The organism is Bacillus sp. (in: firmicutes) (assembly GCF_031983925.1).
GTDB classification, from domain to species: domain Bacteria; phylum Bacillota; class Bacilli; order Bacillales; family Bacillaceae_G; genus Bacillus_A; species Bacillus_A pacificus.
Window position 1 is genome coordinate 782547 of record NZ_DALYZR010000002.1, and the last position, 25183, is coordinate 807729.

The window sequence follows — 25183 nt, forward strand, 5'->3', positions numbered from 1 at the left end:
TACGAAAAAGGAGGTACTTCTATGAGACCATTACAAATTTCTCCAGACACTGCAGTCCGCCTATCAAAAGCATTAGGTGTTCCACTTGAACAACTTATGCATATGCCGCAGCACATTTTAATTCAAAAGTTAGTTGAATTAGAAAAACAAAATAAAGACGAAGAATAATACAGTCCTGTTTCACAGGACTTTTTATTATTTTCTATTATATCACGGATGACTTGCTTGCTAAAATCCCTCATCGGATATACCGTGATTCAATTTAACCTTCACTTCGAACATGTACAATAAAAAGACCAACGAATTCTAACATTCATTGGTCTTTAATTAAAAAGTTCATTGGTTTTAAATTTACTATCAAGTATACATTTCAAGAATTATTAAAAACTTAAATCCCTTACTTCTTCTATTCTCAGCTAGCCTTATGTTCAAGTCTCAGCTTATCCGCAACCATTGCGATGAACTCGGAGTTCGTAGGTTTTGCTTTTGACATAGATACTGTATAACCGAATAAGGACGAAATAGAATCGATATTCCCGCGACTCCATGCTACCTCAATTGCGTGACGGATTGCCCGCTCGACACGGCTTGCTGTTGTATTATATTTCTTCGCGATATCTGGATACAATACTTTCGTAATAGATCCAAGTAATTCGATGTCATTGTACACCATAGAAATTGCTTCCCTTAAGTACATGTACCCTTTAATATGAGCAGGCACACCAATTTCATGAATGATACTCGTAATGCTTGCATCTAAGTTTTTCGGTTTTCCATCTACTGTTGTTGCTGATCGGAAAGATGGCAGTGGACGTTTAATAGTAGCGTTCGCTTTACCGCTCACTTGACGAATATGACTCGTTAAATTCTCCATATCAAATGGTTTTAATATGAAATATGACGCACCTAAGTCAACTGCTTTTTTCGTCACATCTTCTTGTCCAAACGCTGTCAACATAATTACGCTAGGCTGTCTTAACCTTTCAATGTGGCGCATTTTCTCTAGTACAGCTAACCCATCTAAATGTGGCATAATAATATCTAATACAAGTACATCCGGTTGCTTATCTTTTAATAAATTTAAACACTCTTGACCATTATAAGCAGTACCGATTACTTCCATATCCTCTTGAGCAGCTACATAACTCTCTAGCATTGATACTAATTCTTTATTATCATCCACAAGACATACTTTAATTTTCTCCACAGCTTTTCCTCCCTTACCGAATCGATTCTCCGACATGTGTATCCTTCTAGGCTACATGAATTGTTCGACAATTGTGTGAAAATTCCCTTTTAAAGTTTGTTACTTTCCGATAAAATCACAAAAAAATATGTTTATCGTTTATTTATTCCTTTTCGCAACACATTCCATCATAGAAAAACAACGAAACGTTCAACCCTTTCCTTTTATTTTACAACAAAAAACACCTCTTGCGGAGCTTTTACAAAATTTCAACGAATTTTTCAATAGAAAAACGAGCTAATTATTAATTAGCTCGCTTTTCTTTCTTGATCATAAATGTTAATTCCAGCCTCATGTAACATCCATTCAATATGAACACCATATCCTGATGTTGGATCATTTACAAATACATGTGTAACAGCGCCAATTACCTTTCCATTTTGTACAATTGGACTTCCGCTCATCCCCTGTACGATACCACCTGTTTTCGCTAATAAACGTTTATCTGTTACTTTTATTACCATGCCTTTTGTTGCCGGAAACTTTTGCGGTACTGTACTCACAACTTCAATATCAAACGCTTCCACTTTATCTTGATCAATAACCGTTAATATTTTTGCTGGTCCTTCTTTTACTTGATGAGATAGTGCAATAGGCATTGCTTTATCCATTACGCCATTTGTCATATTTGTATTCAATTTGCCAAAAATACCAAATGGACTATTGATTGTAATATTGCCAATCACTTCACGATCAGGTGAGAACCTCGCTAATTTCTCCCCTGGATTCCCATGACTACCTCTTTCAATTGATGTAACTGTCGAACGCATAATTTGTCCATCTTCGACTTGAATCGGCTTTTTCGTATCATTATCAGAAATGACATGACCAAGTGCCCCATATTTCATAGAATCAGGATGAACAAATGTCATTGTTCCGATTCCAGCCGCCGAATCACGAATATATAAACCAATGCGATAAGACGATTCTCCACTGTCTTTTTGTGGTGTTAATTTAGTGCGGATATGCTTTCCATCCCTTAACAAAACGAGATTAAGCGGTTCGCCTGTTTCCCCACTATTATGAATAAATGGTGCTACATCACTCATTCTTTCAATTGTTTTACCATTAATTTCAGTAATCATATCTCCAATTTGCACACCAGCTGTTTCACCAGGAGATACTTTCCCTTTTTCAGTTTGAATTAAATGATGGCCTACAACAAGTACCCCTTTTGTGTTTAACTTTACACCAATTGATTGTCCACCTGGAATAACTTTGAAATCTTTTAATACTCTCACATTTACTTTTTTCACTGGAAAACCAGCAAGCTGAAACACCATATCTGCTTCACCATTTTGATGAGAATTTACCATAAGTCCTTGTTTTTGTTCATTTGAACTTACTGTAAACACATGACGATCTGTAGATGAAGCTTTAAACACTGGTAATGAAGCTATTTCTGATTGTTGTCCTTCAAAAACAACAAGTTGCTTCGGAGATGAAATAAACGTCCGAAGCGGTTTAAAACACCCAATAAAAACTAAAGAAACAAGGAGAAAAATACCTATTATTTTGCGAAATCTTTCTAATTTCAATTTATTCACTCTCCTCGCTCCTACCCCACATTCAGCCTTTTGGCTTCACTTTTTAATCTCTCCTTGCAATGCTTTATTTATAACCGGAAGAATTAAGAAATCATCATTTGAGAAAAAAAGCTATCCATTACTGGATAGCCTCTGCTGTCTGTTTAAAACGATGCGCTTGCGTAAGTAATTCTTTCGCATGTTCTGTCGTTAAATCTGTAATTTCCACACCAGAAATCATTCGAGCTATTTCTGTTACTTTATCCTCCATAGTTAAAACGGTAACTGATGTAATTGTTCGATCATTTGCTACTTGTTTTCGAATAAATAAATGCGAATCCGCCATTGAAGCTACTTGAGGTAAGTGCGTAATACAAAGTACTTGTGAGTTTACTGATACTCGATAAATCTTTTCCGCAATAGCCTGTGCGACCCGGCCACTTACACCAGTATCCACTTCATCAAAAATAACAGATGCAACACCTTGATGCTTAGAAAAAATGCTTTTTAAAGCTAAAATAATACGGGATAACTCTCCTCCAGAAGCAACCTTTGAAAGTGGTTTTAGCGGCTCACCCGGATTTGTTGAAATATAAAATTCCACATGATCGTAACCATCCGCTGTAAGTCTTACCGGTGCTCCCTCCACGAGAGGCTCTTCTGCATTTCCTTCTCGCTTCATGATTCTCACTTCAAATTTTGTTTTTTCCATATATAATTCTTTTAATTCCTGATGAATGGCATTTGTAAGATGCTCTGCAAGTTCATGACGCATATTACTTAACAACGTTGCTTCTTTCAGAATAACACTTTCTAATTCCTTCAACTGTTTCTTCGTCGTTTCAATATGAACGTCTTTATTTTCAATCGTAAAAATTTCTTGTTCAATTTTATCAGCATACGCTAAAATCTCTTCTACAGTATTTCCATATTTTCTCTTTAGCATACGAATTTCATTTAAACGCGTTTCAATTTCGTCTAAGCGATTCGGATCATATTCCATCATATCGAGCTTTTCTCTTAGTTGATAGGCAACTTCTTCTAATAAATAATAACTATTGGCAATGGAATCATGATTTTCTTGATACACTTCATCTAAATGTGTAATACTCTCCATCTGTCCCATTGCGCTTCGTACATTATCTAACCCTTGTCCGTCAGCACTTAACGAGCGATACGCGTCACCTAATGCTTTATAAATCTTTTCGAAATTAGAAATTTGCAATCGTTCTTCAGTTAAGTCATTTTCTTCATCCATCTTTAAATCAGCTTTACGGATTTCTTCATGCTGGAATTGAATTAAATCTAAGCGATGCGCCATTTGTTGTTCATTTTCACTTAACGATTTCAACTGTTTTTTTAATTTCTCATAGTCAGCATATACGTTTTGGTATATATCTAATTGTTTAACGATACGCTCTCCATCAAAATGATCGAGCATAAATAAATGACGTTCTTCATTCATTAAGTCTTGCGTTTCGTGTTGCCCATGAATATCAACAAGTGTTTTTCCAATTTCTTTTAATACACTAAGGGTAACTAGTTTTCCATTTACACGACATACACTTTTTCCGTTTGCAGCGATATCACGCTTCAAAATAATCATGCCGTCTTCTATTTCTATATCCAACTCTTCTGCTTTTTCAATACATGGATGCTTATCATCTTCCACATAAAATAGCCCCTCTATCTCAGCTTTTTCTGTTCCGTATCGAACAAATTCTGCTGAACCACGGCCACCTACAAGTAAACTAATCGCATCAATAATAATCGATTTTCCGGCCCCTGTTTCACCACTTAAAACCGTTAATCCTTTTTGAAAAGAAATATTTAATGCCTCAATAATAGCAAAGTTTCTAATCGATAATTCCGATAACAATGCCCCATTCACCTCGTTATAAACTAATCCCCTATGAAGGGCTTTTCTCAGTTCTTTATTCAAATAGTCATACTATATGTTTGTATGTATAAATTACTTTTCTAACCGCTCCATTGTACCAAACATTTGTTTTACGGGTCAATCCACCTATTTCCTAATTTTATTCAAAGAAAATATTATATTACAATTAAGAATTCACGTTTTTAACCAATAAAAATATCCTGTTCACTTTCCACTTTACAGAGGAAAGCAAACAAGATTTTTTTGTTACAGCATATTTAAGAAACGATCAGAGACAACACCTGTATCTTCAGGTGTACGGCAAATAATTAAGCAAGTATCATCACCACAAATGGTTCCGATGATCTCATCCCACTCTAAATGATCAATAAGTGCTCCAAGTGAATGAGCGTTACCAGGCAATGTTTTTAGCACAAGCATATGTCCTGCCGTGTCTAATTTTACAAATGAATCCACTAGATTGCGTTTTAATTTTTGTAACGGGTTAAATCGTTGATCTGCTGGCAAGCTATATTTATAGCGACCATCATGTAATGGCACTTTCACTAAGTGCAATTCTTTAATATCGCGCGATACTGTCGCTTGCGTTACATTAAATCCCTCATTACGTAGAATATCAACTAATTCATCTTGTGTTTCAATTTCTTTGTTCGCAATAATTTCCCTGATTTTAATATGGCGCTGACCTTTATTCATACATTTGCACCTCACACTATCTCTTACCATAGTTTAAACATTGGTATACTTCACTTATTTATGTTAACTTATAATTCGTTACTTGTACACAATTGTTTTTACAATCATTATACAATTACAACAAAAAGAGGAACAACATATGTTATTCCCCTTTCCCTTTTTGTTTTAGGACATCATGTGCCTCTGTAACTACTTGCTCAACAGAAACTGGAGAATGATTTTCGCCATTCTCACGTTCACCATGCCATTTCAGATGAATTAAAAATTCAATGTTACCATCCCCGCCCGTAATCGGTGAGAATGTTAAACCTTCTACGTCGTATCCTTCTTTTATAGCAAAGTCTACAATCATTTCTACGACAGCCTCATGTACTTTTCGATCGCGAACGATACCCTTTTTACCAACTTGCTCTCTTCCAGCTTCAAACTGAGGTTTAATTAACGCTGCTACATCCCCATTCGGCATAAGCATTGTTTTTAAAACTGGTAATATAAGTTTTAATGATATAAACGAAACATCGATACTAGCAAATTGCGGTAAACCACGTTCTAAGTCTGCTGGTGTTACGTAACGGAAGTTCGTTCGTTCCATTACGACAACACGCTCATCTTGACGCAATTTCCACGCAAGTTGATTGTACCCTACATCTAATGCATAAGATAATTTCGCTCCATTTTGAAGCGCGCAATCGGTAAAGCCACCAGTTGATGAACCAATATCTATCATAACTTTATCTTGTAAATCAAGATGAAATGTCTCTAATGCCTTTTCAAGTTTATAACCACCACGGCTTACATACGGCATAACTTGCCCCTTCACCGTAATCTCTGTATCTTGTGGGATTTTCTCTCCTGGCTTATCCAATCTCATCTCATTCGCATATACAAGGCCGGCCATAATGGCGCGTTTTGCTTTCTCACGTGTTTCTATAAGCCCTCGCTCTACTAATAGTACATCTACTCTTTCTTTTTTCGCACTCATTTGTTACGCCCTTTTTTGTTTTGATGGAATCATTGTATGAATACGGTCTACAACAGCATCTGTCGTTAAACCGATTTCTTCTAATAATTTTGTTACACTACCGTGCTCTATGAAACGATCTGGAATACCCATTCGTTCAACTAACGCACTATGGTACCCGTTCTCAGACGCAAATTCAACTACTCCTGTTCCAAAACCACCAATTAAGCAAGCTTCTTCAATCGTTAAAATTGGTATATTTTTTCCTAAGAGATCATGTAAATATGCTTCATCCATTGGTTTAATGAAGCGAGCGTTCACTACTTTCACTGAAACTCCAGCCTTTTCAAGACGCTCAGCCGCTTCCATTGCCATTGGTATTGTCGTACCAAATGTTAAAATAGCTGCTTGTGTACCTTCTTTTAACGTTTCCCATGAACCGATTGGAATCGCCTTTAATTCTTCATCCATATGAACGCCAAGTCCATTACCTCGCGCATAACGTAATGCGATTGGTCCATCTTCATATTGCATTGCCGTGTATACTAAATGTTGCCCTTCATTTTCATCTTTTGGCATCATAAGTACCATATTCGGCAAGTGGCGTAAGAATGAAATATCAAATACACCTTGATGCGTTTCACCATCTGCTCCTACTAAACCAGAGCGGTCGATTCCGATGAAAACATTTAAATTTTGGCGGCATATATCATGAACAACTTGGTCATATGCTCTTTGTAAAAATGTTGAATAAATCGCTAAGAATGGTTTCATACCTTGCGTTGCCATACCCGCTGCCATTGTTGTAGCATGCTGTTCTGCAATACCTACATCAATCATACGATCTGGGAATTCTTTTTGGAATTTCTCAAGTTTCGATCCAACAGGCATTGCAGGTGTAATTGCAACGATACGCTCATCCGTTCTCGCTAACTTAAGTACTGTTTCACTAACAACAGCACTCCATGCTGGTGCAACTTCTTTCGGTTTAACGAAGTCACCTGATTCAATTTTATAAGGTCCTGTTCCATGCCAAGTGCCAATAACATCACTCTCTGCTGGTTTGTAACCTTTTCCTTTTTTCGTAATAACATGAACAAGCACTGGGCCTTTTGTTTTCTTTGCATATTGCAACGTTTCGAATAACTTTTCATAATCATGTCCATCGACTGGACCTAAATATGTAAAGCCTAACTCTTCGAAAAAGACACCGGATACTAGTAAATATTTAAGACTATCTTTTATTTTCTCTGCTGTCGCAGCAACTTTCCCACCGACAGCTGGGATTTTCTTCAAAATATACTCTAGCTCGTCTTTTACCCAATGGTATTTTCCTGCGGTACGTAGACGTCCAAGCACATTATGAAGCGCACCAACGTTTGGCGCAATTGACATTTCATTATCATTCAAAATAACAATCATGTCTGTTTTTTCATGTCCAATATGGTTCAATGCCTCTAAAGCCATTCCGCCCGTTAAAGCACCATCACCAATGATTGGTATAACATATTCTTTCGTTTTCTTTAAATCACGTGCTAGAGCCATTCCCATTGCAGCAGATAATGATGTCGAGCTATGGCCAGTTTCCCATACATCGTGCTCACTCTCACAACGTTTTGGGAAACCACATAGACCTTGATATTGCCTTAATGTGCCGAATTCTTTTGCACGTCCAGTTAAAATTTTATGTACATAGGATTGATGTCCTACATCCCATAAAAATTTATCTTTCGGACTATCAAATAATTTATGCAGAGCAATTGTGAGTTCTACTACACCTAAATTAGGCGCAATATGTCCACCTGTTTGAGAGAGCTCTTCAATTAAAAACTTACGAATATCCTCACTCAATCCCTCTAGTTCACTGATAGACATATCTTTCAAAAAACTAGGGTTTTGAATTTGCGTTAGATCCACATGGATCACTCACTTTCATTTCATAATCTGTCAACATGTCAAATATTATAAAAAACATTTACACAAAACAAGAAATTCTCTTTTTTTATTTTTCACCTTGTCCTGCTATTAACCAGTCTATTGCGCCCTAATCTTATTATAAACCATATTTCTTTAGGCGATGAAAAAAATAGCCGCTAACACGAAGTGATAACGGCAATGTAATCTACATATATTTTTGCCAATAACAAGAAAAGAAAAACCTTTTCCTACATTTATATCATAAAATGATGAATGACTCAACAAATGAAAACGCTGTTATATTAGTTATTACGTTTTGCAATCAAATCGCAAATAGATAGTAAATATTCATCTTGTAATTGCAAGGAACTAATAGCATCTTTTGCTTTTGCAATCGTTTCTTCTAAAATATCCTTTGCTCTATCTACAGTAAATAACGTCGTATATGTGCTCTTTTCGTTGGAAACATCACTACCAATCGGTTTTCCAATCTCTTCTTCGGTTCCTTCCACATCTAAAATATCATCTCGAATTTGGAAAGCTAGGCCGATATATTTTGCAAACTCAAGTAATTTTTCTTCCTGTTCTTCTGTGGCATTAGAAAGTATCGACCCTGCAAGTACAGCGAATTCAAGTAGTTTCCCAGTCTTATGCTTATGAATATACTCTAGCTCATCAATCGTAAGCTGTTTCCCTTCCGCTTCCATATCTGCTACTTGTCCGCCAACCATTCCCTCTGGCCCTGCCGCCTTTGCAAGCTCAAGAACAAGTCTTACTTTTTTCTCAGCAGAGATTTCCTTTTGCTCATATGCCATAATAACTTGAAAAGCATATGTCAACAAACCATCTCCTGCTAAAACTGCCATCGCTTCACCAAATACTTTATGATTTGTGGGCTTCCCTCTTCTTAAATCATCATCATCCATACAAGGTAAATCATCATGAACTAACGAGTATGTATGTATCATTTCAAGAGCACAAGCTGCACCTACACCAAGATTTTTTTCTTTACCAAACGCTTGTAATGTTGCAAATAAAAGTAACGGGCGGAGACGCTTTCCACCCGCTTCCAAAGAATATGCCATCGCTTCACGAAGTACATTTGGACATTGTAATTCATTTGCATAGCTTACAAGCTTCTCTTCTACGAAAGTTTTACTTTCTTTCAAAAAAGTATCAAAAGCAATTGTCACTATGCTTCATCTCCTAAAGCAGTAAACGGTTCAAGCACTCCATCTTCCCCAAGAATAACTGCCATTTGTTCTTGTACGTTCTTCAACTTCTCATCACAAAGCTTAGATAATTCCATACCCTCTTTAAAATAAGAAATTGCTTCTTCTAAAGGTACGTCACCTTGCTCTAACTTAGAAACGAGGTGCTCAAGTTGCGAAATTGCCTCTTCAAAGCTTAATTTATTTTCCATTATTCAATTCACGCTCCTCTATTCCTGATACGCTACAATCTAGTATTCCATCTTGTAATTGAACTGAAACAGCATCTCCAAGGCTAACATCTTTCACACTTTTTAACACTTGCTTCTCTTCATCATATACAAGCCCGTACCCTCTCATCATTACTTTAAGCGGACTTAGCGCTTCAAGTTTTTGAGCAGCTCTTACAAAGGCAAATTCTTTCGTTTGAAGTAACGTTTGCATTTCACGTTGCAATTGCTTTTGCAATGTTTCAACTGCTACCTTCGTTTGCATAATTTTTTGAGATGGGTGGTGCTTCTCTAAATAAAATGAAAGCTGTTTTAACTGATTTACCTTTTTATCAATATAGCGCTCTTTCGCTAACACAAGCTGTTCTAACGCTCTATCCAATTGCTCTTCTTTTTGCTCATATACTTGTCTTGGATAACGGAACGCATAAGATTTTTGCAATACTTGTAGTTTTTCTTCTTTTTTATGTACTAACTCTCTCATTGCTCTTTGCAACCTTAGAGTTCTTTGTAATACCTTTTCTTGTAACTCGATAATATTAGGCGCTGCCAGCTCAGCCGCTGCAGTTGGTGTTGGTGCTCTTAAATCGGCAACAAAATCCGCAATTGTAAAGTCTGTTTCATGGCCTACTGCTGAAATAATAGGGATCTCACTCTTGAAAATAGCTCTTGCAACCATTTCTTCGTTAAACGCCCACAATTCCTCAATAGAACCTCCACCGCGCCCAACGATTAGGACATCTATCCCTTCCATTTCATTCGCTGTACGGATCGCTTGTACAATTGAGGGAGCTGCTGACTCCCCCTGTACAAGTACTGGAAACACAATAACATTTCCAATTGGATAACGACGTTTAATCGTTGTTATAATATCACGAATCGCTGCTCCTGTTGGTGACGTAATCACACCTATTGTTTTCGCATAAGGAGGGATTGTTTTTTTATAAACTTGAGAAAACAATCCTTCTTCCTCTAAACGAACCTTTAATTGTTCGTAAGCTAAATGCAGGTTTCCGACTCCGTCAGGCTGCATGTCTTGAATATAAATTTGATAAGAACCACTCGCCTCGTAAACAGAAATTTTCCCTTTCACGAGTACCTTCATCCCATTTTCAGGTCTGAATTTAATATTACGATTATGACCCGCAAACATAACCGCTGCGATTCTTGCATTTTCATCTTTCAATGTAAAATACATGTGGCCACGGCTATGATTTTTAAAGTTGGAAATTTCACCTTTTAACCAAACAGACTGTAAATGCGGATCATATTCTATTTTTGTTTTTATATAGCGTGTTAACGCTGTAACGGTTAAATATTGTTTCTCCATTTCTCTCTCCTCATAGCCGACTCAAATTATTTACAAACGACACCTGCACGCTTAGCCGATTCAACAGTATTATGAAGAAGCATTGTGATCGTCATTGGACCAACACCCTTTGGCACAGGTGTAATGTAACCTGCAACATCTAACACGTTGTCAAAGTCAACATCACCACAAAGTTTTCCTGTTTCTAAACGGTTTACACCAACGTCAATTACAACCGCTCCTTCTTTCAGATAATCAGCTGTTACCATTTTAGGTCGTCCTACTGCTACGATTAAAATATCAGCTAGCTTCGTTAACTCTTTCATATTTTGCGTCTTTGAATGACAGTATGTGACAGTTGCATTTTCATTTAAGAACAATTGTCCCACTGGCTTGCCGACAATATTACTTCTTCCAATTACTACAACATGTTTTCCCGAGATATCAAGATTTGTTTCTTTTACTAACTCTACAATACCATGCGGTGTACATGGAAGGAATGTATCTTGTCCCGTCATCATACGTCCCACGCTGATTGGGTGAAATCCATCTACATCTTTTTCTGGTGAAATTCTTTCAATGATAGCTTTTTCTTCAATATGTTTTGGTAAAGGTAATTGCACTAATATGCCATTAATGCGGTCATCTCCATTTAAGCGATCGATTTCAGCAAGCAAACGCTCCTCCGTAATTGTTTCAGGAAATTCAATTAGCTCTGAATAGATTCCTACTTGTTCACAGCCCTTTTCTTTTCCTTTTACATAAGAACGAGATGCTGGATCTTCTCCAACTAAAATAACTGCTAATCCTGGTACAATCCCTTGCTCTTTCAACTTCACAACTTCTTCTGTTAATTGTGCTCGTTTTTTCTCCGCAACTTCATTTCCTTTGATGATTACTGCTACCATTTTAAGATTCCCCCTTAAAGAAATTACAGTGTATCTTTTATATTAGATAAAACGCCGTTAATAAAACGACGAGATTCCTCATCCCCAAATGTTTTAGCAATTTCAATTGCCTCGTTAATTGTTACGTTGTGCGGAATTTCTTCCATATATTTCATTTCATACACAGCTACACGTAAAATACTGCGATCAACAATACTAATACGCTCAAGCTTCCATTTTTTTAAGTTTTGACGAATCGCTTCATCAATTACTTCTTTATTTTCTACAAAACCTACTACAAGTGATTCTAGAAACTCATTTGTTTCTTCACCTTCATCTAGCGTGTTTTCCACCGCTATTTTCGGTTCTAATTCACCTGTAATATCCATTTGATATAATGCTTGCATAGCTCTTTCTCTAGCCGTCCTACGTTTCATTGTAACTCTCCTTTATGCTTCAAGTCTTTCCTTATGCTTTGTTATATTATTATAATTTATAAGCCGTCAATTCACTTACTCTTACAGTTTTCATTGATTTTCCAACCTTATAATACAATGATAATAACACAATTTATCGTTTCACACACGGGTTACAAGGCTGAAAAATAATAAAAAGATTAACTTCAAGTTCCATATCTTATCACAATGTACGTTTTTTGGTAAAACGAAACATTTTCTTTTTTATTTCTCATTTTTTGAAATAGTATAATAATTAGAGGGTTGTAATTTGTGAAGAAACGAAACGATAAAAAAGATGCCTATGTTACTAGGCACCTTTTTCATTCTTACACTGGTTCGATTTCTGTTTTTTGTGTTTCGAATGTTACGCCAACGATGTGAACATTCACTTCTTTTGGCTCAAGCCCTGTCATTGTAAAGAGTGCTTGGCGGATGTTATCTTGAATCTTTTGTGCAACAACTGGAATTGCTACGCCAAAATACATCACAACATAAAGGTCAACGATAATATCTTCGTTTGCTAATTCAACCTTTACACCTTTACCATGATTTTTCTTACCTAACTTCTCAACAACATCTGTAGCAAAATTACCACGCATTGCCGCTACGCCTTCTACCTCAGCAGCTGCAATACCTGCGATTACTTCAATTACTTCTGGTGCAATTTCTACTTTACCAAGAGTTGTATCTTGACCCATATCTAACATATGTTCAGCCATGAAAAAAACCTCCTTTAATGTATCACTGCGTCACAAGTTCATGCTCTTCCAAAAATTTCGTATTAAACTCACCTTTTACAAAATCAGGATGATCTAACAATTGCAAATGGAACGGGATTGTTGTATGTACGCCTTCAACGACAAACTCACTGAGTGCACGCTTCATTTTTGCAATTGCCTCTTCACGTGTTTTTCCGTGAACAATTAATTTAGCAACCATCGAATCATAGAAAGGTGGGATTGAATATCCCGGATATACAGCTGAATCGACGCGAATACCAAATCCGCCTGGTGGTAAGTACATTTCTACTTTACCTGGAGATGGCATAAATTTTTTGGCAGGGTTTTCCGCATTAATTCGGCATTCAATTGCCCAACCATTAAATTGTACTTCTTCTTGCTGTAACGATAACTTTTCTCCAGAAGCAACAAGAATTTGTTCTTTAATTAAGTCTACCCCTGTTACCATTTCAGTAACTGGATGCTCAACTTGGATTCTCGTATTCATCTCCATGAAATAAAAGCTTTTCGTTTTATATTCATAAATAAACTCAACCGTACCAGCACCTGTATAATCAACCGCTACCGCCGCTTTAACTGCCGCCTCACCCATCTGCTTACGCACATTTTCATCAAGTGCTGGTGATGGACTTTCTTCTAGTAGTTTTTGCAAGCGGCGCTGAATTGTACAATCACGCTCTCCTAAATGAATGGCATTTCCGTGTGTATCTGCCATTATTTGAATCTCAACATGGCGGAAATCTTCAACGTACTTTTCTAAGTATACACCAGGGTTCCCAAAAGCGGTACTAGCTTCTTGCTGTGTAATTTGAATTCCTTTTACAAGCTCTTCTTCATGGCGCGCAACACGAATACCTTTTCCGCCGCCACCTGCAGTCGCTTTAATAATAACAGGATACCCAATTTGATTCGCAAGTTCGATCGCTTCTTCGGTATTTTTAATAATTCCTTGTGAACCTGGTACAATCGGAACCCCTGCTTCTTTCATTGTATCACGAGCAACGTCTTTTGTGCCCATCTTTGAAATAGCTTCTGGACTTGGACCGATAAAAATTAAGTTACACTCACGGCATAACTCTGCAAAATCTGCATTCTCTGCTAAAAATCCGTATCCCGGATGAATTGCATCGCAGCCTGTTAACTTCGCAACACTAATAATGTTCGTCAAATTTAAATAGCTTTCTTTCGAAATCGTTGGTCCTACACAATACGCCTCATCAGCAATTTGTACGTGAAGTGACTCTTTATCTGCTTCTGAATAAATTGCGACTGTTTCAATATCCATTTCTTTACAAGCACGAATAATTCGTACAGCAATTTCCCCACGATTGGCTATTAATACTTTTTTTATCATCACAAAGACTCCCTTATTACGCTTTTACAAGAAATAGCGGTTGTCCATACTCAACAAGCTGTCCGTTATTAACAAGAATCTCAACAATTTCTCCATCTACATCTGCATCGATTTCGTTAAATAACTTCATAGCCTCGACAATACATACGATAGAATCTTTCGATACTCTATCCCCTACACTTACATATGGAGGCGTATCAGGAGAAGAAGAAGAATAGAATGTACCTACCATTGGTGATGTAATTTTATGTAGGTTTTCATTCTGAACAGCTTTTTTCTCTTCTTGTTTTGGCACTTCCACTTGTGCTGCCGCTACTGTTGTTTCAACTTCAACAGGTGCTACTGGTTGCACGGCTTGTTTTGCTACAGGTGCTTGCACCGCAACAACTTCATTACCACGCTTTTTCATTTTGATTGTCGTACCATCTTTTTTGTATTCAAATTCATCAATATTAGAGCTATCAATTAATTTAATTAATTCACGAACTTCTTGAATTTTAAACATGTAAAATCCACTCCCATACTCTTGTTTGTCCCGTTTTTACAGATTTCTCGTCACTAAAAACTAGATTGACTGTAAAAATACGATGTACTCTATTAGATCCTGCATTTCATTTACTAATAGAAATAGTTACTATTTCCATCTTACGATAAATTTTTTAAACATTCCAATTTATATTTCTTTATAATAAATCGAAATTCCTGTAAAAATGTTATCCCATTAAAAACTTAATACCTAGTAATAATACCAAGTTTCACATGAAATTGGCAAGACCACTTCCTAAAAAACATCCACTACTTATTCAAAACTGTACACAGTAACCCCCCACTCCCTCTCTACTCTTCGCCACATCTATAGTCAATAACGTATTTTTACCAAATATTATTTTTTTGTTTACACGTCGTTCATCATTCCTTCATATAAGAATAGTATGTTCAAAGTGTAGAAAATATATTGTATCGAGGTGTGGACATATGATATGGCTCATTCTCTTCTTACCTGCCGTAATGGTCTGGGCATTCGTTCTCTTCATCCACGTCAAATCCGGAAAAAGTAATCACCGCTACCATGAACCACTAATCTTTTACTCACAACGTATTTCTCCGTTCCGAGTTGAACATAGTAAAAACAATTACAAAGACGAAACAGAAAAAAGCTATCGAAAATGATAGCTTTTTTTCTATTATTATTTTTACCCCACTGATTAAAATTTCACTTTATCTAACTATTTTCAAACAATCCGAGTCTTAAAAACGAATAATCCGCGGAGGATTTCCCCACGGATTATTCGTTTTATTTTGTTGGTGGATCAAATTTTACACCTACATCTTTTGATCCGCCTTCACTTCTTACAAGTTGTATAATTTTATTCGCTTCTTTTTGTGAATGTTTTGCTGCTTTTACAGTCACTTTAATGTCAGTTCCATCAGCTCTTACAAGGGCATCTTTATATCCACCTTGAGATTTAATTACTGTCTCAAGTAATTCTTGCTTCGTTTCCATTGTCGTAATGGCATCAAAATTTTCTTTCGCTTTATTTTTTTCTGTTGCTGAAGCTTTTGTTGAACTCATCACTTCTTGTAATTTTGCTTTTTGTTCACTTCGCTGATCTTCCATTTGCATACGTAACGCTGTAAAATTCTCATCACTTGATTGAACTGTTACGTTAGCTTCTTTTTTACTTGTTTCTTTTGTAGCACTCTCTTTTTTATCTGTTTCTTTGTTTGTTTCTTTATTTGATGTTTCCTTGCTTGTATTCTCTTTTTTTGGCGTTTCTTTAGGTGCTTCATTTGTTACTGCTTTATCAGTACCTTGTTTTTCTTGTCCAATCTTTTCTCCTGTTGTCGGCGATGCTGTATTCATTTTTTCTGGAGTTGTTACGTAATACACAGATAGTACAACAACTAAACTCAACATCGTTAATAGCCAAACCGTTTGTTTTTTTAACACTTTATTTCCTCCCTATCAATTTTTCGGTGATACTGAAACGCGATGGGCTGGTACATCTAGCAGCCGTATGACAGCTTCTTTTACCATCGCTTTAACTTGTATATTATCCACTCCCTTTGCTACGACAAGAACACCTCGCACTTTCGGTTTCTCTGTTCGTAAAACAACGGGAGTTTCTTTATCCCCTTCACGTATAATGACTGTCTTTTCATCAAGAGACTCATCTTCTACTTCCCTCTTGCCACCTGTTTTATCTGTTTCACCTGTTGTTTGTGAACGTTTCACTGTATTTTTTTCTAATATTTTTTCCTCTGATGAGTCCAAATTCACATTAATCGTTACATCTTTTACTCCTGCTATTTCTTCTAAGGCTGCTTTTAATTCTTGCTCATACGCTTTTTCATATTTTTCTACATTTGACATATTATCATTATTTTTTTGTCCAAAAGTTGGTACGTCTTTTTCTTGGTTTTGAGTTTTTTGTTCTTTAAATACAGGTACTTCTTCTTTTTTACTTGAAAAAAAACTACTAGAAAACATAAGCAACATTCCAAGTATGAGTAGGACAAGTAAGAACTTAGGTGTTACCTTTTTTCCCTTCTCATTACTTTCTTTTTCATCTCCATTCAATAAGTTTCGAAAAAATGAGAACTTCGAATTTTTATCTTTATTGTCCATTTACTCTACCTGTCCTCCCTTCCATTTGAACTTGGATTTGTTTATTCTCTAGTTGCCACCTGCTTGAAAAGAAGTCTTTCATTTCTCCATTCGTTTCCTCTACTTTTTTCGGTGGTTCTTTCGTGTTAATTTCAACTGGTTTTACTGTTTCGATTGCATCATTTTTACTACGCTCTTTTTCTTTCAACGTCACAACAACAGATTGAATATCTTTCGCTGACTTTACTTCCGCTGTGCTTTCCGCTGCGACTATTTGTATTTCAGAGACTGACATACCATACTGTTTCTCAAACTCTTTTCCTACTTCTTTTTTCATTTTGGTAGCCATCTCTTCTAAACTATATGCACGTGTTAGAGCTTGTATTTCTTTTTTCTTCGAATCTATTGAATTTTTTACGGATCCTTCTGCTACGTATTTCTCTTCATTAAAATTTGCGATTACTTCATTTACATCTGTTTGCAATAGTTTAAATAGAGGCGTTAAAATTAAAACAACTAATAATAGACTTACAACGAATTTAACGTACTTTTGCAAATTAGAATTTGGAAGAATAAGATGAAGCATTGTCGCTAAGAGCAAAAAAACGATAATATTTCGAATCCACTCTGTAACAAATTGCATACTCTTCACCTCCTACCGCATCATAAGTGTAATATTCCCCGCAGCAATAATAATTGTGATACTTAAAAAGAACATAAACGATACGATAGCTAAGCAAGCAAATACATAAATAATGCTCCGTCCAATGATATCTAAACATTGAATAATTGCTCCGCCGCCAACTGGTTGCAATACTGCTGCTGCGAACTTATAAATAAATGCTATGCAAAAAATTTGAATCGCTGGAAAAGCGACAATTAAACATAGAATGACGAGTCCGATAATTCCGACTGTGTTTTTTAATAATCCCGACGCACTAATAACTGTATCCGCCGCCTCTGTAAACATTCTTCCTACTACGGGAATAAAGTTTCCTGTTACAAATTTAGCTGTTTTCACAGCAATTCCATCAGCAACAGCTGTCGCTGTTCCTTGTACAGATAATACGCCTAAAAAAATCGTTAAAAAGATACCGATAATCCCGACGCTAACGTTTTGCAGAAGCTTGGACAATTTCGTAACTTTATATTGATCACTCATCGTACTTACAATACTTAATATCGTTGCAAGTAATAAAAGTGGTAGAACGATATAATTCATCAGAAGCCCACTCGTATTCATTAAAAAGATGATAATCGGATGAAAAAACGATACGGATACAACACCACCGCCTGTCGCTATAAGTGCAAGCAAGATTGGCAATAACGCTAATATGAAATCTACCATTGTTTGTATCGTTTCTCTTGCATATGTCATGACGACATAAAAGCTATTTAAAGCGAAAATAATCAGTACCATATATACAACCGCATCAGCAATTTTACTTACGCTACTCTTTGAAAATGCCGATTGCAGTGATTGCAATAATGCACTAAAAATTGTGAGCATAATGAGCGTTCCGAGTAGTTTCCCATTTGCAACAAGTTCGTGAAATAAGTACTTTAATAAACCTAGCATCCACTCTTTTATAGAAATTTCTTTTTCTCCCTTTACAAACTCCATAAAGCTACCTTTTTGACTCTCTGGTAAGTAACCTCCATATTTTGTAACAAGCCCGTCCCAAAATTGCTTCACATCTTCAATTCCGAGCTTATCCAATTGTTGATCAACGACGTTTGTCTCTACAGGAGAAGCTTGTACAACAACCGGTAAAGAAAAGAAAAGGAAGCAAGCAAATAGCAGCTTAGCTCCAAACCCCCTCAACATTCACTCCCCCTTATCCCGTCGGTAAAAATCCGAGAATAGTTTCAATTACAACCGTCAAAATAGGGATCGCCATAACGAGAATTAAAATCTTTCCAGCTAATTCAATTTTCGAAGCGATTGCCCCCTGCCCTGCATCCTTTGTAATTTGCGCTCCAAACTCAGCGATATAAGCAATCCCAATAATTTTTAGCAACGTTTCTACATATACGTTGCTAACTTTCGCTTCACTCGCTACTCTCTCAATCATTTGTAAAATAGCGTGAATTTGATCAATTAAAAGAAGGAACATTACGCTACCTACGAACACAATAAATAATGACGTAATGCTAGATTTATGCTGATTCAATACAGCTGCTAAAAACGTAGCAACGAGGCCTAATCCGACAATTTGTATAATTTCGATTCGAACCGCCCCCTTTACTGGAAGAGAAAGACACTTTTAATCTTGTCGAATAGTGTATTAATTAAAAATGCGACATGAAATAAAATAACGACAAAACCGACGAGGATAACCCAATTTGCAATATCCTCACGCTTTAATTCTTTTAGTACAGTATGAATGAAAGCTAAAACAATGCCGATTCCGGCGATTTGAAATATTAATCCAACATCAATGGACATCGCCTTTCTCCCCCCTATAGCAGTAAAATTACGATAAGTAGCCCCGCTAGTACTCCTAAGCTCTTAATCATCTTTTCATATTGCAGTTGTAATGCTTTCGCTTCTTCTTCTTCTCTCTCTAAATGTGTAATACATAAGCGAATATGTTTTTGTTGTGATTCACGATCATGTTGTCCGAGCGTTTCACCAAATTGCTGCAAAATTTCATACTCCGTTTGTTGAAATGCTGTTAGCTTCCAATTTTCTTTCAAACTATCTATCCAAGCTTCTCTAACTGTTTGTTCTCCGCTTTCTAGCCTGCTAGCGAAACTTTGAAATATCCAATTTAACGGCTTCGGCATTTGTTTCACTAATCGCTCAGCGGCTTCAGACAACGGTGTATGCCCATACATAATTTCTGCCTCTAATGATTGCAGTGCCGCTTTTAATAATCTAAGTTGCCTCGGTCTCTCACTGTATCTTTTAGCGTATGAAAACCCGAAAAAGGTGCTGACCGCAACGATTAACACTGCACCAAATATTTTCAACATACGCTCTCAGCCTTTCTATGAGGTAATACCGGTTTTCCATATTTATCTTTCACTTGCATAACTGTTCCTGGCCCTCTTGCTTTTGACAATTCCACAAACCTATCAAAAATGCCGAGCTCTAGCACTGCCTTTAATGATGGGCGTTTCACAACATCATCATAGGAAAATCCATGTGCACTTATAAAAAGCTGAACCCCTGCATGTACAGCCTCCATAATTGCTTCACTATCTTCTTTACGACCAATTTCATCCACAATTAATATATCTGGGCTCATAGAACGGATCATCATCATCATTCCTTCAGCTTTTGGACATGCATCTAACACATCTACTCGTGTGCCAAAGTCATATTGCGGGATGCCTTTCACACAACCAGCAATTTCTGACCGTTCATCAACAATCCCGACTTTACAAGAAGGAATTTTTGAAGTACTTACACCTTGACTCATACAACGCGCTACATCTCTTAAAAGTGTTGTTTTTCCCGTTTGTGGCGGGCCAATTACCATCGTGTTTAACCATCTTGATTCATACAAATACGGTAAAAGCGGTTCAGCAATGCCTATTTTTTGACGAGCAATACGAATATTAAAAGAAGAGACATCTCGAATCATTTTCACTGTGCTTTTTTCTGTAATGACTTTTCCTGCTAAGCCAATTCTATGCCCACCTCGAAGTGTTACATACCCACGCTTTAATTCTTCTTCCATCGTATAAATTGAGAAGTGACTTAACTTATTCAATAAGTAAATAGCATCATCTGCTGTAACGATATAGTCATAAAAAAACACTTCACCATGAGCAATACACTCTAGCGGTCTTCCAATTCGAACACGGATTTCCTCTAGAGCATCGTACTGCTTACAATTTTCCACTAACTGCTTCATCGTTTTTGGTAAAACTTCTAATACTTCTTTCATCAGCTTCGCCCCACTATACTCGACTTACTTATTTCAACAACGCGATAAAAATGCAGCCAATTCCAAGCGTTAAAAAAAAGAGTTTCAAGAAAGAAATCTCGCTTGCCACACTCGCTATACCTATTGTCATTGTTAAAATTAATACGGTCGGTCCAACAAACGCCAACATACTATTTATAAACAATGCTTTCTTTGCATCATTCACATAGAGCATAAGCAAAGCAGCAAATATTTCCGCACTACCTGAAAATAATCGAAGTGCTCCCATAACAAGCACGGATGTTTCCATTGCCGCTAGCCACTGTTTCATTCTCCCACCCTCTCCCATAACGGTTACTAGTGCTGCACTCCAAAAAAGAATATATTTGTACAACCATATGCAGAGGTTGTCTATTTCAGAATTAAAAACATAATTTTTATCTACCGCCTATAATAATTTGAATATTCTTAATAATTATGGTATTTTATGGTATATTTATTGAAAAGGAGGGAAAATAATGCAACGAGTGACTTTATTACCACTCGATTTCCGGTATGCAAATGTGATTTTCAAGCTATCAAGTGATCCACATGTAAAAAACGCATTAGGAATAAAAGTAGAAACAATCGAAGACACGAAAGCATTCCTTCTTTTCGCCATAGAAGAAGAACGCCAAAAGAAGTCTTTATCGAGAGTGATTGTAAATGAAGAGAATGAAATAATTGGTCTCACCACACTTAAACATATTAATTACGAGAAGAAACAATCTCACATTGGTAGTTGGCTCGGCTATCCGTACTGGGGAAAAGGATATAATGAGGCTGCTAAAAAAGAAATTTTTAAGATTGCTTTTTTAGACTTACAACTTTCCTACGTATTTGCTGGTGCTAAAACGAATAATATTCGCTCGTTAAAAGCACAAGAAAAACTCCCTTATATTTCATTGCATGTGGAAGATACGTTCCCTGATGAACATTCTGCCTTAGAGAATGAAGTAAAATCTTCTTGTGTACTACATGTTGTGTCACGTGAGAACTTTCTCAATTGGCTAGACCTACAAAAGGAGGAGGAAAAATATGAAGATATTGAAAATTAGTTTAACCGTTGTAGTAGAAGTAGCTCTTATTTATCTTTTTTCATTATTGGTCGGTTGGTCATTTATGGAGGCCTTTTTTCTTGGTAGTTTAGCGATATTCGGGGCAATCTGGCTCATTGCTTTAAATATAAATCAAAATAACAACATTGATCACACTATATATAAAACAGGTACGGTAAAACCTTTTCAAATGACATGGGGTCCTTACACAACAGGTGCTACTAGTCTTACAGCTTTCAGTTTTATAATAACTACTATTTATTATCTGCCCTATTTTCTATAAAAAAGCACTCGTGATAATCACGAGTGCTTTTCTACTATGCACGAGAAACGTATTTACCTTCACCAGTGTTGATGATAAGTGTTTCGCCTTCGTTAATGAAGATTGGTACTTGTACAACAAGGCCAGTTTCTAATGTAGCTGGTTTTGTTACGTTAGAAGCAGTATCACCTTTAATACCTGGCTCTGTTTCTGTAACTTGTAATTCAACTGTGTTTGGAAGTTCAACACCAAGTACTTCGCCTTGGTAAGTCATAATAGATACTTCCATGTTTTCTTTTAGGAATTTAAGCTCGCGCTCGATTTGTTTTTCACCAAGTTCGATTTGCTCATAAGTTCCGTTATCCATAAATACGTGAGACTCACCGCTTGCATATAAGTATTGCATACGACGGTTTTCGATGTGTGCTTTTTCCACTTTCTCACCAGCACGGAATGTTTTCTCTTGAACAGAACCTGTGCGAAGGTTACGTAGTTTAGAACGAACGAATGCGGCACCTTTACCTGGCTTCACGTGCTGGAAATCAAGTACTTGCCATAGGCCATTATCCACTGCAATTGTTAAACCTGTACGAAAATCGTTTACTGAAATCATGTAAAAAAATCCTCCTGTGTATTACAAAATAATAAGTTCTTTTGGTGATTTCGTAATTACTTCATTACCTTCACTTGTCACAATGATATCATCTTCAATACGTACGCCGCCAATACCTGGAATATAAATACCTGGCTCTACTGTTACAGCCATACCTGGTTCAAGCACTGTATCAGAACGGAATGCTAAACCTGGTGCTTCATGGATTTCAAGACCGATTCCATGACCAGTAGAATGTCCGAAGTATTCACCGTATCCTTTTTCCGTTATGTAATCACGCGTTAACGCATCCGCTTCACGGCCAGTTAAACCAGCTTTAATACCGTTCACACCACGTAATTGTGCTTCTAAAACGATATTATAAATTTCTTTCAATTTATCAGATGGTTCACCAACTGCAATCGTACGAGTAATATCAGAGCAATATCCTTTGTAATAAGCGCCGAAGTCTAATGTAACGAAATCTCCTGTTTCTATCACTTTTTCAGATGCCACGCCGTGCGGTAATGCCGAACGAAGACCTGAAGCAACGATAATATCAAACGAAGAAGATGTTGCTCCTTGTTTTCTCATGAAAAATTCAAGTTCATTTGACACTTCAATTTCAGATACTCCCGGGCGAATGAATGATAGAATATGTTCAAAGGCAGCATCTGCAATCTGTGCAGCTTCCTTTAATATCTTAATCTCTGAATCAGTCTTTATCAAGCGTAACTTTTCTACAAGCCCAGAAGTTGGGACAAATTCAGCATCAATCGCTTCTTTATGAGCTGAATAAGAACTATATGTAAGAGTATCTTGCTCAAAGCCAAGCTTTTGAATTCCTAATTCTTTCACTTGCTTTGCAACTTCATCAATAATTAATCCTGCATGCTGTACAATTTCGTATCCAACCGCTTGTTTAGTAGCCTGCTCTACGTAACGGAAATCTGTAATAAATTGAGCGCGATTTTTCGAAATGAGTACAACACCAGCTGTTCCTGTGAAGTTAGCCATATATCTACGACTATGTTCATTTGTTAACAAAATACCGTCAATACCAGCCTCATCAAATGCACTTCTTAATCTTTCGATTTTCTCCATTACTTTATGCCTCCCTCAATTTCTCCATTAATGCAAATAACGCTAACTTATAGCCATAAAAACCAAATCCAACAATTTGTCCCGCACAAACAGCTGCCGTCACAGATTCGTGACGGAACGACTCACGCTGATGAATGTTAGAAATATGTACTTCAATAACAGGAATCGAAATGCTTGCAATTGCATCTCGAATCGCATAGCTATAATGCGTAAATGCTCCAGGATTTAAAATGATCCCTTCATATATATCTTCCGCCTCATGAATACGATCGATAATCGCACCTTCATGATTCGATTGGAAACATTCTAACTCCACTCCCATTGTTTCTGCTTCTTGCTTCATATCTGCTTCAAGTGTCGCTAGCGTGCCCTTTCCATATACATTTACCTCCCTGACACCGAGGCGATTTAGGTTAGGACCGTTTACGAGGAGTACCTTTTTCATATATTTAAAACTCCTTAATATTAAATATCTATATAACATTTTAACATAGGAGTTACTTATTTGAATAGTTTGTCTTCTCTTCCCCTTCTCGCCCAGCTTTATTTGTATTTACTGCATAGGAAACAGAGTATGCTATAAACACACCATACAATATAAAAATGCATATCGTCGTCACAATTGTTTCTTTCGGTAAATGGAGTGCACTTTTAATAGCAGGCGCTATTAACCCCACTCCGAAAAATAGTAACGCCCACCAAAATAGACCATAAATCATCCCTGGAAGAACTCCTTCAAACTTTGCCAAAAACGCTTTATACAAAAAGGCAATTAAAATCGAAAGTAGTCCCATACAAACAATTCCTGACACATTTCCCCATACCCCTTCTTTCCAACTTCCAAAGGCAAATGGTAAAAGTAAATAGTTCGGTCCCGCTTCTGTAAATGAAAATATATGAAGGAAATACCATATCCCTCCCCAAAACAGTCCACCGAATAAACCAATTTGTACAAAATTCCTTGTTCCTAATTGTTCTTGACTCACATCGACACCTCCGCTCAATAGTATGCCCGAAACTATTTTGAACCATGTTTAAATACTGCGAAATTTGTCTATAAAAAGAATAAGAAATGTCCGACTCTCGTAACATTTTTCCTTGTCATCTACTTGTATTTGTCGATAAAATAAAGGAAACTCGGTGATTGTCTTATTTCAAAACGACAGAACCCAGTATGACAATTGCCTCTTTTTCTACATAAGAGAGA

The 25183-nt window shown here is 36.7% G+C and carries 31 protein-coding genes; 4 read left to right on the plus strand and 27 right to left on the minus strand.

What is annotated here, in order from left to right:
- Positions 1-21 precede the first annotated feature (21 nt).
- Positions 22-168, plus strand: a complete 147-nt coding sequence (locus tag RTP99_RS10035; RefSeq protein WP_001247671.1) for a YycC family protein — start codon at positions 22-24, stop codon at positions 166-168.
- A gap of 244 nt (positions 169-412) precedes the next feature.
- On the opposite strand, the gene spo0A is transcribed toward RTP99_RS10035, so the two are convergent.
- The 14 genes from spo0A to accB form a co-directional block, all read right to left on the minus strand.
- On the minus strand, positions 413-1207 hold the full coding sequence (gene spo0A, locus RTP99_RS10040; protein ID WP_014297988.1) for a sporulation transcription factor Spo0A: 795 nt from the start codon (positions 1205-1207) through the stop codon (positions 413-415).
- Positions 1208-1494: 287 nt separating this feature from the next.
- The gene (gene spoIVB / locus RTP99_RS10045) at positions 1495-2793 is read right to left on the minus strand and encodes a SpoIVB peptidase (RefSeq protein ID WP_002028467.1); all 1299 of its coding nucleotides are present in this window, start codon (positions 2791-2793) and stop codon (positions 1495-1497) included.
- Positions 2794-2911: 118 nt separating this feature from the next.
- Complete coding sequence (recN, locus tag RTP99_RS10050) at positions 2912-4651, minus strand: DNA repair protein RecN (RefSeq protein ID WP_000947753.1); 1740 nt, start codon at positions 4649-4651, stop codon at positions 2912-2914.
- 267 nt (positions 4652-4918) lie between these two features.
- Entirely contained in the window at positions 4919-5368 is a 450-nt protein-coding gene (gene argR, locus RTP99_RS10055) for an arginine repressor ArgR (RefSeq protein ID WP_001032581.1), read from the minus strand.
- 142 nt (positions 5369-5510) lie between these two features.
- Positions 5511-6350 (minus strand): TlyA family rRNA (cytidine-2'-O)-methyltransferase, encoded by an 840-nt coding sequence (locus RTP99_RS10060; protein ID WP_001274742.1) that lies wholly within the window; start codon positions 6348-6350, stop codon positions 5511-5513.
- A 3-nt stretch (positions 6351-6353) separates the two neighbouring features.
- A complete protein-coding gene (gene dxs, locus RTP99_RS10065; protein WP_000366448.1) occupies positions 6354-8246 on the minus strand; it encodes a 1-deoxy-D-xylulose-5-phosphate synthase in 1893 nt (630 codons plus the stop codon).
- A gap of 302 nt (positions 8247-8548) precedes the next feature.
- Positions 8549-9439 (minus strand): (2E,6E)-farnesyl diphosphate synthase, encoded by an 891-nt coding sequence (ispA, locus tag RTP99_RS10070; RefSeq protein WP_000150362.1) that lies wholly within the window; start codon positions 9437-9439, stop codon positions 8549-8551.
- On the minus strand, positions 9439-9669 hold the full coding sequence (gene xseB, locus RTP99_RS10075; protein WP_000428425.1) for an exodeoxyribonuclease VII small subunit: 231 nt from the start codon (positions 9667-9669) through the stop codon (positions 9439-9441). The genes ispA and xseB overlap by 1 nt, the downstream gene beginning before the upstream one ends.
- Positions 9659-11017 carry an exodeoxyribonuclease VII large subunit gene (gene xseA / locus RTP99_RS10080; protein WP_000415266.1) on the minus strand — a complete coding sequence of 453 codons (1359 nt, stop codon included), beginning with the start codon at positions 11015-11017 and terminating at the stop codon, positions 9659-9661. The genes xseB and xseA overlap by 11 nt, the downstream gene beginning before the upstream one ends.
- Positions 11018-11043: 26 nt before the next feature.
- Positions 11044-11904 carry a bifunctional methylenetetrahydrofolate dehydrogenase/methenyltetrahydrofolate cyclohydrolase FolD gene (folD, locus tag RTP99_RS10085; RefSeq protein WP_000226727.1) on the minus strand — a complete coding sequence of 287 codons (861 nt, stop codon included), beginning with the start codon at positions 11902-11904 and terminating at the stop codon, positions 11044-11046.
- Positions 11905-11927: 23 nt separating this feature from the next.
- Positions 11928-12320 carry a N utilization substance protein NusB gene (gene nusB, locus RTP99_RS10090; RefSeq protein WP_000830243.1) on the minus strand — a complete coding sequence of 131 codons (393 nt, stop codon included), beginning with the start codon at positions 12318-12320 and terminating at the stop codon, positions 11928-11930.
- Positions 12321-12667: 347 nt separating this feature from the next.
- Positions 12668-13060: an Asp23/Gls24 family envelope stress response protein gene (locus tag RTP99_RS10095; RefSeq protein ID WP_000807630.1), complete on the minus strand. Its 393-nt coding sequence runs from the start codon at positions 13058-13060 to the stop codon at positions 12668-12670.
- Between the two features lie 22 nt (positions 13061-13082).
- Positions 13083-14435: an acetyl-CoA carboxylase biotin carboxylase subunit gene (gene accC / locus RTP99_RS10100; RefSeq protein WP_000592876.1), complete on the minus strand. Its 1353-nt coding sequence runs from the start codon at positions 14433-14435 to the stop codon at positions 13083-13085.
- 16 nt (positions 14436-14451) lie between these two features.
- The gene (gene accB / locus RTP99_RS10105; RefSeq protein WP_000472870.1) at positions 14452-14940 is read right to left on the minus strand and encodes an acetyl-CoA carboxylase biotin carboxyl carrier protein; all 489 of its coding nucleotides are present in this window, start codon (positions 14938-14940) and stop codon (positions 14452-14454) included.
- Between the two features lie 470 nt (positions 14941-15410).
- Between accB and RTP99_RS10110 the strand changes: the two genes are divergently transcribed.
- Complete coding sequence (locus tag RTP99_RS10110) at positions 15411-15605, plus strand: hypothetical protein (protein WP_033678013.1); 195 nt, start codon at positions 15411-15413, stop codon at positions 15603-15605.
- Positions 15606-15729: 124 nt separating this feature from the next.
- Here the strand turns inward: RTP99_RS10110 and RTP99_RS10115 are convergent, their stop codons facing one another.
- From RTP99_RS10115 to RTP99_RS10155, 9 genes are read right to left on the minus strand one after another with little or no spacing between them, the layout of a single operon-like run.
- A complete protein-coding gene (locus RTP99_RS10115; RefSeq protein ID WP_000914730.1) occupies positions 15730-16386 on the minus strand; it encodes a SpoIIIAH-like family protein in 657 nt (218 codons plus the stop codon).
- Positions 16387-16401: 15 nt separating this feature from the next.
- Positions 16402-17064: a stage III sporulation protein AG gene (gene spoIIIAG, locus RTP99_RS10120; protein WP_000368876.1), complete on the minus strand. Its 663-nt coding sequence runs from the start codon at positions 17062-17064 to the stop codon at positions 16402-16404.
- Positions 17054-17686: a stage III sporulation protein AF gene (gene spoIIIAF / locus RTP99_RS10125; RefSeq protein ID WP_001161050.1), complete on the minus strand. Its 633-nt coding sequence runs from the start codon at positions 17684-17686 to the stop codon at positions 17054-17056. Before spoIIIAF ends, spoIIIAG begins: the two co-directional genes overlap by 11 nt.
- A gap of 12 nt (positions 17687-17698) precedes the next feature.
- Complete coding sequence (gene spoIIIAE, locus RTP99_RS10130) at positions 17699-18871, minus strand: stage III sporulation protein AE (protein ID WP_000943695.1); 1173 nt, start codon at positions 18869-18871, stop codon at positions 17699-17701.
- A gap of 10 nt (positions 18872-18881) precedes the next feature.
- The gene (spoIIIAD, locus tag RTP99_RS10135) at positions 18882-19265 is read right to left on the minus strand and encodes a stage III sporulation protein AD (protein ID WP_077317075.1); all 384 of its coding nucleotides are present in this window, start codon (positions 19263-19265) and stop codon (positions 18882-18884) included.
- A 23-nt stretch (positions 19266-19288) separates the two neighbouring features.
- Positions 19289-19492 carry a stage III sporulation protein AC gene (gene spoIIIAC, locus RTP99_RS10140; RefSeq protein ID WP_000020914.1) on the minus strand — a complete coding sequence of 68 codons (204 nt, stop codon included), beginning with the start codon at positions 19490-19492 and terminating at the stop codon, positions 19289-19291.
- Positions 19493-19506: 14 nt separating this feature from the next.
- A complete protein-coding gene (gene spoIIIAB / locus RTP99_RS10145; RefSeq protein ID WP_000912329.1) occupies positions 19507-20022 on the minus strand; it encodes a stage III sporulation protein SpoIIIAB in 516 nt (171 codons plus the stop codon).
- The gene (gene spoIIIAA / locus RTP99_RS10150) at positions 20016-20942 is read right to left on the minus strand and encodes a stage III sporulation protein AA (RefSeq protein ID WP_000665884.1); all 927 of its coding nucleotides are present in this window, start codon (positions 20940-20942) and stop codon (positions 20016-20018) included. Before spoIIIAA ends, spoIIIAB begins: the two co-directional genes overlap by 7 nt.
- Positions 20943-20970: 28 nt before the next feature.
- Positions 20971-21252, minus strand: a complete 282-nt coding sequence (locus RTP99_RS10155; protein WP_000816052.1) for a YqhV family protein — start codon at positions 21250-21252, stop codon at positions 20971-20973.
- Positions 21253-21439: 187 nt separating this feature from the next.
- Here RTP99_RS10155 and RTP99_RS10160 point away from each other — a divergent pair, with 187 nt between their 5' ends.
- On the plus strand, positions 21440-22018 hold the full coding sequence (locus RTP99_RS10160) for a GNAT family N-acetyltransferase (RefSeq protein ID WP_001190076.1): 579 nt from the start codon (positions 21440-21442) through the stop codon (positions 22016-22018).
- On the plus strand, positions 21999-22301 hold the full coding sequence (locus tag RTP99_RS10165) for a hypothetical protein (protein WP_000698027.1): 303 nt from the start codon (positions 21999-22001) through the stop codon (positions 22299-22301). Before RTP99_RS10160 ends, RTP99_RS10165 begins: the two co-directional genes overlap by 20 nt.
- Positions 22302-22335: 34 nt before the next feature.
- Here the strand turns inward: RTP99_RS10165 and efp are convergent, their stop codons facing one another.
- From efp to RTP99_RS10185, 4 genes are read right to left on the minus strand one after another with little or no spacing between them, the layout of a single operon-like run.
- Positions 22336-22893: an elongation factor P gene (efp, locus tag RTP99_RS10170; protein WP_000626512.1), complete on the minus strand. Its 558-nt coding sequence runs from the start codon at positions 22891-22893 to the stop codon at positions 22336-22338.
- Between the two features lie 21 nt (positions 22894-22914).
- On the minus strand, positions 22915-23976 hold the full coding sequence (gene pepQ / locus RTP99_RS10175) for a Xaa-Pro dipeptidase (RefSeq protein WP_000411052.1): 1062 nt from the start codon (positions 23974-23976) through the stop codon (positions 22915-22917).
- A 4-nt stretch (positions 23977-23980) separates the two neighbouring features.
- A complete protein-coding gene (aroQ, locus tag RTP99_RS10180) occupies positions 23981-24421 on the minus strand; it encodes a type II 3-dehydroquinate dehydratase (RefSeq protein ID WP_000757087.1) in 441 nt (146 codons plus the stop codon).
- 52 nt (positions 24422-24473) lie between these two features.
- Positions 24474-24962 (minus strand): YqhR family membrane protein, encoded by a 489-nt coding sequence (locus tag RTP99_RS10185; protein ID WP_000076899.1) that lies wholly within the window; start codon positions 24960-24962, stop codon positions 24474-24476.
- Between the last annotated feature and the right edge of the window lie 221 nt (positions 24963-25183).

What these genes read in the sequence shown, in the direction of transcription:
- RTP99_RS10035 (WP_001247671.1), top strand. Translation starts at nt 22, where the DNA reads ATGAGACCATTACAAATTTCTCCAGACACTGCAGTCCGCCTATCAAAA.
- argR (WP_001032581.1), bottom strand. Translation starts at nt 5,368, where the DNA reads ATGAATAAAGGTCAGCGCCATATTAAAATCAGGGAAATTATTGCGAAC.
- RTP99_RS10060 (WP_001274742.1), bottom strand. Translation starts at nt 6,350, where the DNA reads ATGAGTGCGAAAAAAGAAAGAGTAGATGTACTATTAGTAGAGCGAGGG.
- xseB (WP_000428425.1), bottom strand. Translation starts at nt 9,669, where the DNA reads ATGGAAAATAAATTAAGCTTTGAAGAGGCAATTTCGCAACTTGAGCAC.
- xseA (WP_000415266.1), bottom strand. Translation starts at nt 11,017, where the DNA reads ATGGAGAAACAATATTTAACCGTTACAGCGTTAACACGCTATATAAAA.
- folD (WP_000226727.1), bottom strand. Translation starts at nt 11,904, where the DNA reads ATGGTAGCAGTAATCATCAAAGGAAATGAAGTTGCGGAGAAAAAACGA.
- nusB (WP_000830243.1), bottom strand. Translation starts at nt 12,320, where the DNA reads ATGAAACGTAGGACGGCTAGAGAAAGAGCTATGCAAGCATTATATCAA.
- RTP99_RS10095 (WP_000807630.1), bottom strand. Translation starts at nt 13,060, where the DNA reads ATGGCTGAACATATGTTAGATATGGGTCAAGATACAACTCTTGGTAAA.
- accC (WP_000592876.1), bottom strand. Translation starts at nt 14,435, where the DNA reads ATGATAAAAAAAGTATTAATAGCCAATCGTGGGGAAATTGCTGTACGA.
- accB (WP_000472870.1), bottom strand. Translation starts at nt 14,940, where the DNA reads ATGTTTAAAATTCAAGAAGTTCGTGAATTAATTAAATTAATTGATAGC.
- RTP99_RS10110 (WP_033678013.1), top strand. Translation starts at nt 15,411, where the DNA reads ATGATATGGCTCATTCTCTTCTTACCTGCCGTAATGGTCTGGGCATTC.
- spoIIIAG (WP_000368876.1), bottom strand. Translation starts at nt 17,064, where the DNA reads ATGGACAATAAAGATAAAAATTCGAAGTTCTCATTTTTTCGAAACTTA.
- spoIIIAF (WP_001161050.1), bottom strand. Translation starts at nt 17,686, where the DNA reads ATGCAATTTGTTACAGAGTGGATTCGAAATATTATCGTTTTTTTGCTC.
- spoIIIAE (WP_000943695.1), bottom strand. Translation starts at nt 18,871, where the DNA reads ATGTTGAGGGGGTTTGGAGCTAAGCTGCTATTTGCTTGCTTCCTTTTC.
- spoIIIAC (WP_000020914.1), bottom strand. Translation starts at nt 19,492, where the DNA reads ATGTCCATTGATGTTGGATTAATATTTCAAATCGCCGGAATCGGCATT.
- spoIIIAB (WP_000912329.1), bottom strand. Translation starts at nt 20,022, where the DNA reads ATGTTGAAAATATTTGGTGCAGTGTTAATCGTTGCGGTCAGCACCTTT.
- spoIIIAA (WP_000665884.1), bottom strand. Translation starts at nt 20,942, where the DNA reads ATGAAAGAAGTATTAGAAGTTTTACCAAAAACGATGAAGCAGTTAGTG.
- RTP99_RS10155 (WP_000816052.1), bottom strand. Translation starts at nt 21,252, where the DNA reads ATGAAACAGTGGCTAGCGGCAATGGAAACATCCGTGCTTGTTATGGGA.
- RTP99_RS10160 (WP_001190076.1), top strand. Translation starts at nt 21,440, where the DNA reads ATGCAACGAGTGACTTTATTACCACTCGATTTCCGGTATGCAAATGTG.
- RTP99_RS10165 (WP_000698027.1), top strand. Translation starts at nt 21,999, where the DNA reads ATGAAGATATTGAAAATTAGTTTAACCGTTGTAGTAGAAGTAGCTCTT.
- efp (WP_000626512.1), bottom strand. Translation starts at nt 22,893, where the DNA reads ATGATTTCAGTAAACGATTTTCGTACAGGTTTAACAATTGCAGTGGAT.
- pepQ (WP_000411052.1), bottom strand. Translation starts at nt 23,976, where the DNA reads ATGGAGAAAATCGAAAGATTAAGAAGTGCATTTGATGAGGCTGGTATT.
- aroQ (WP_000757087.1), bottom strand. Translation starts at nt 24,421, where the DNA reads ATGAAAAAGGTACTCCTCGTAAACGGTCCTAACCTAAATCGCCTCGGT.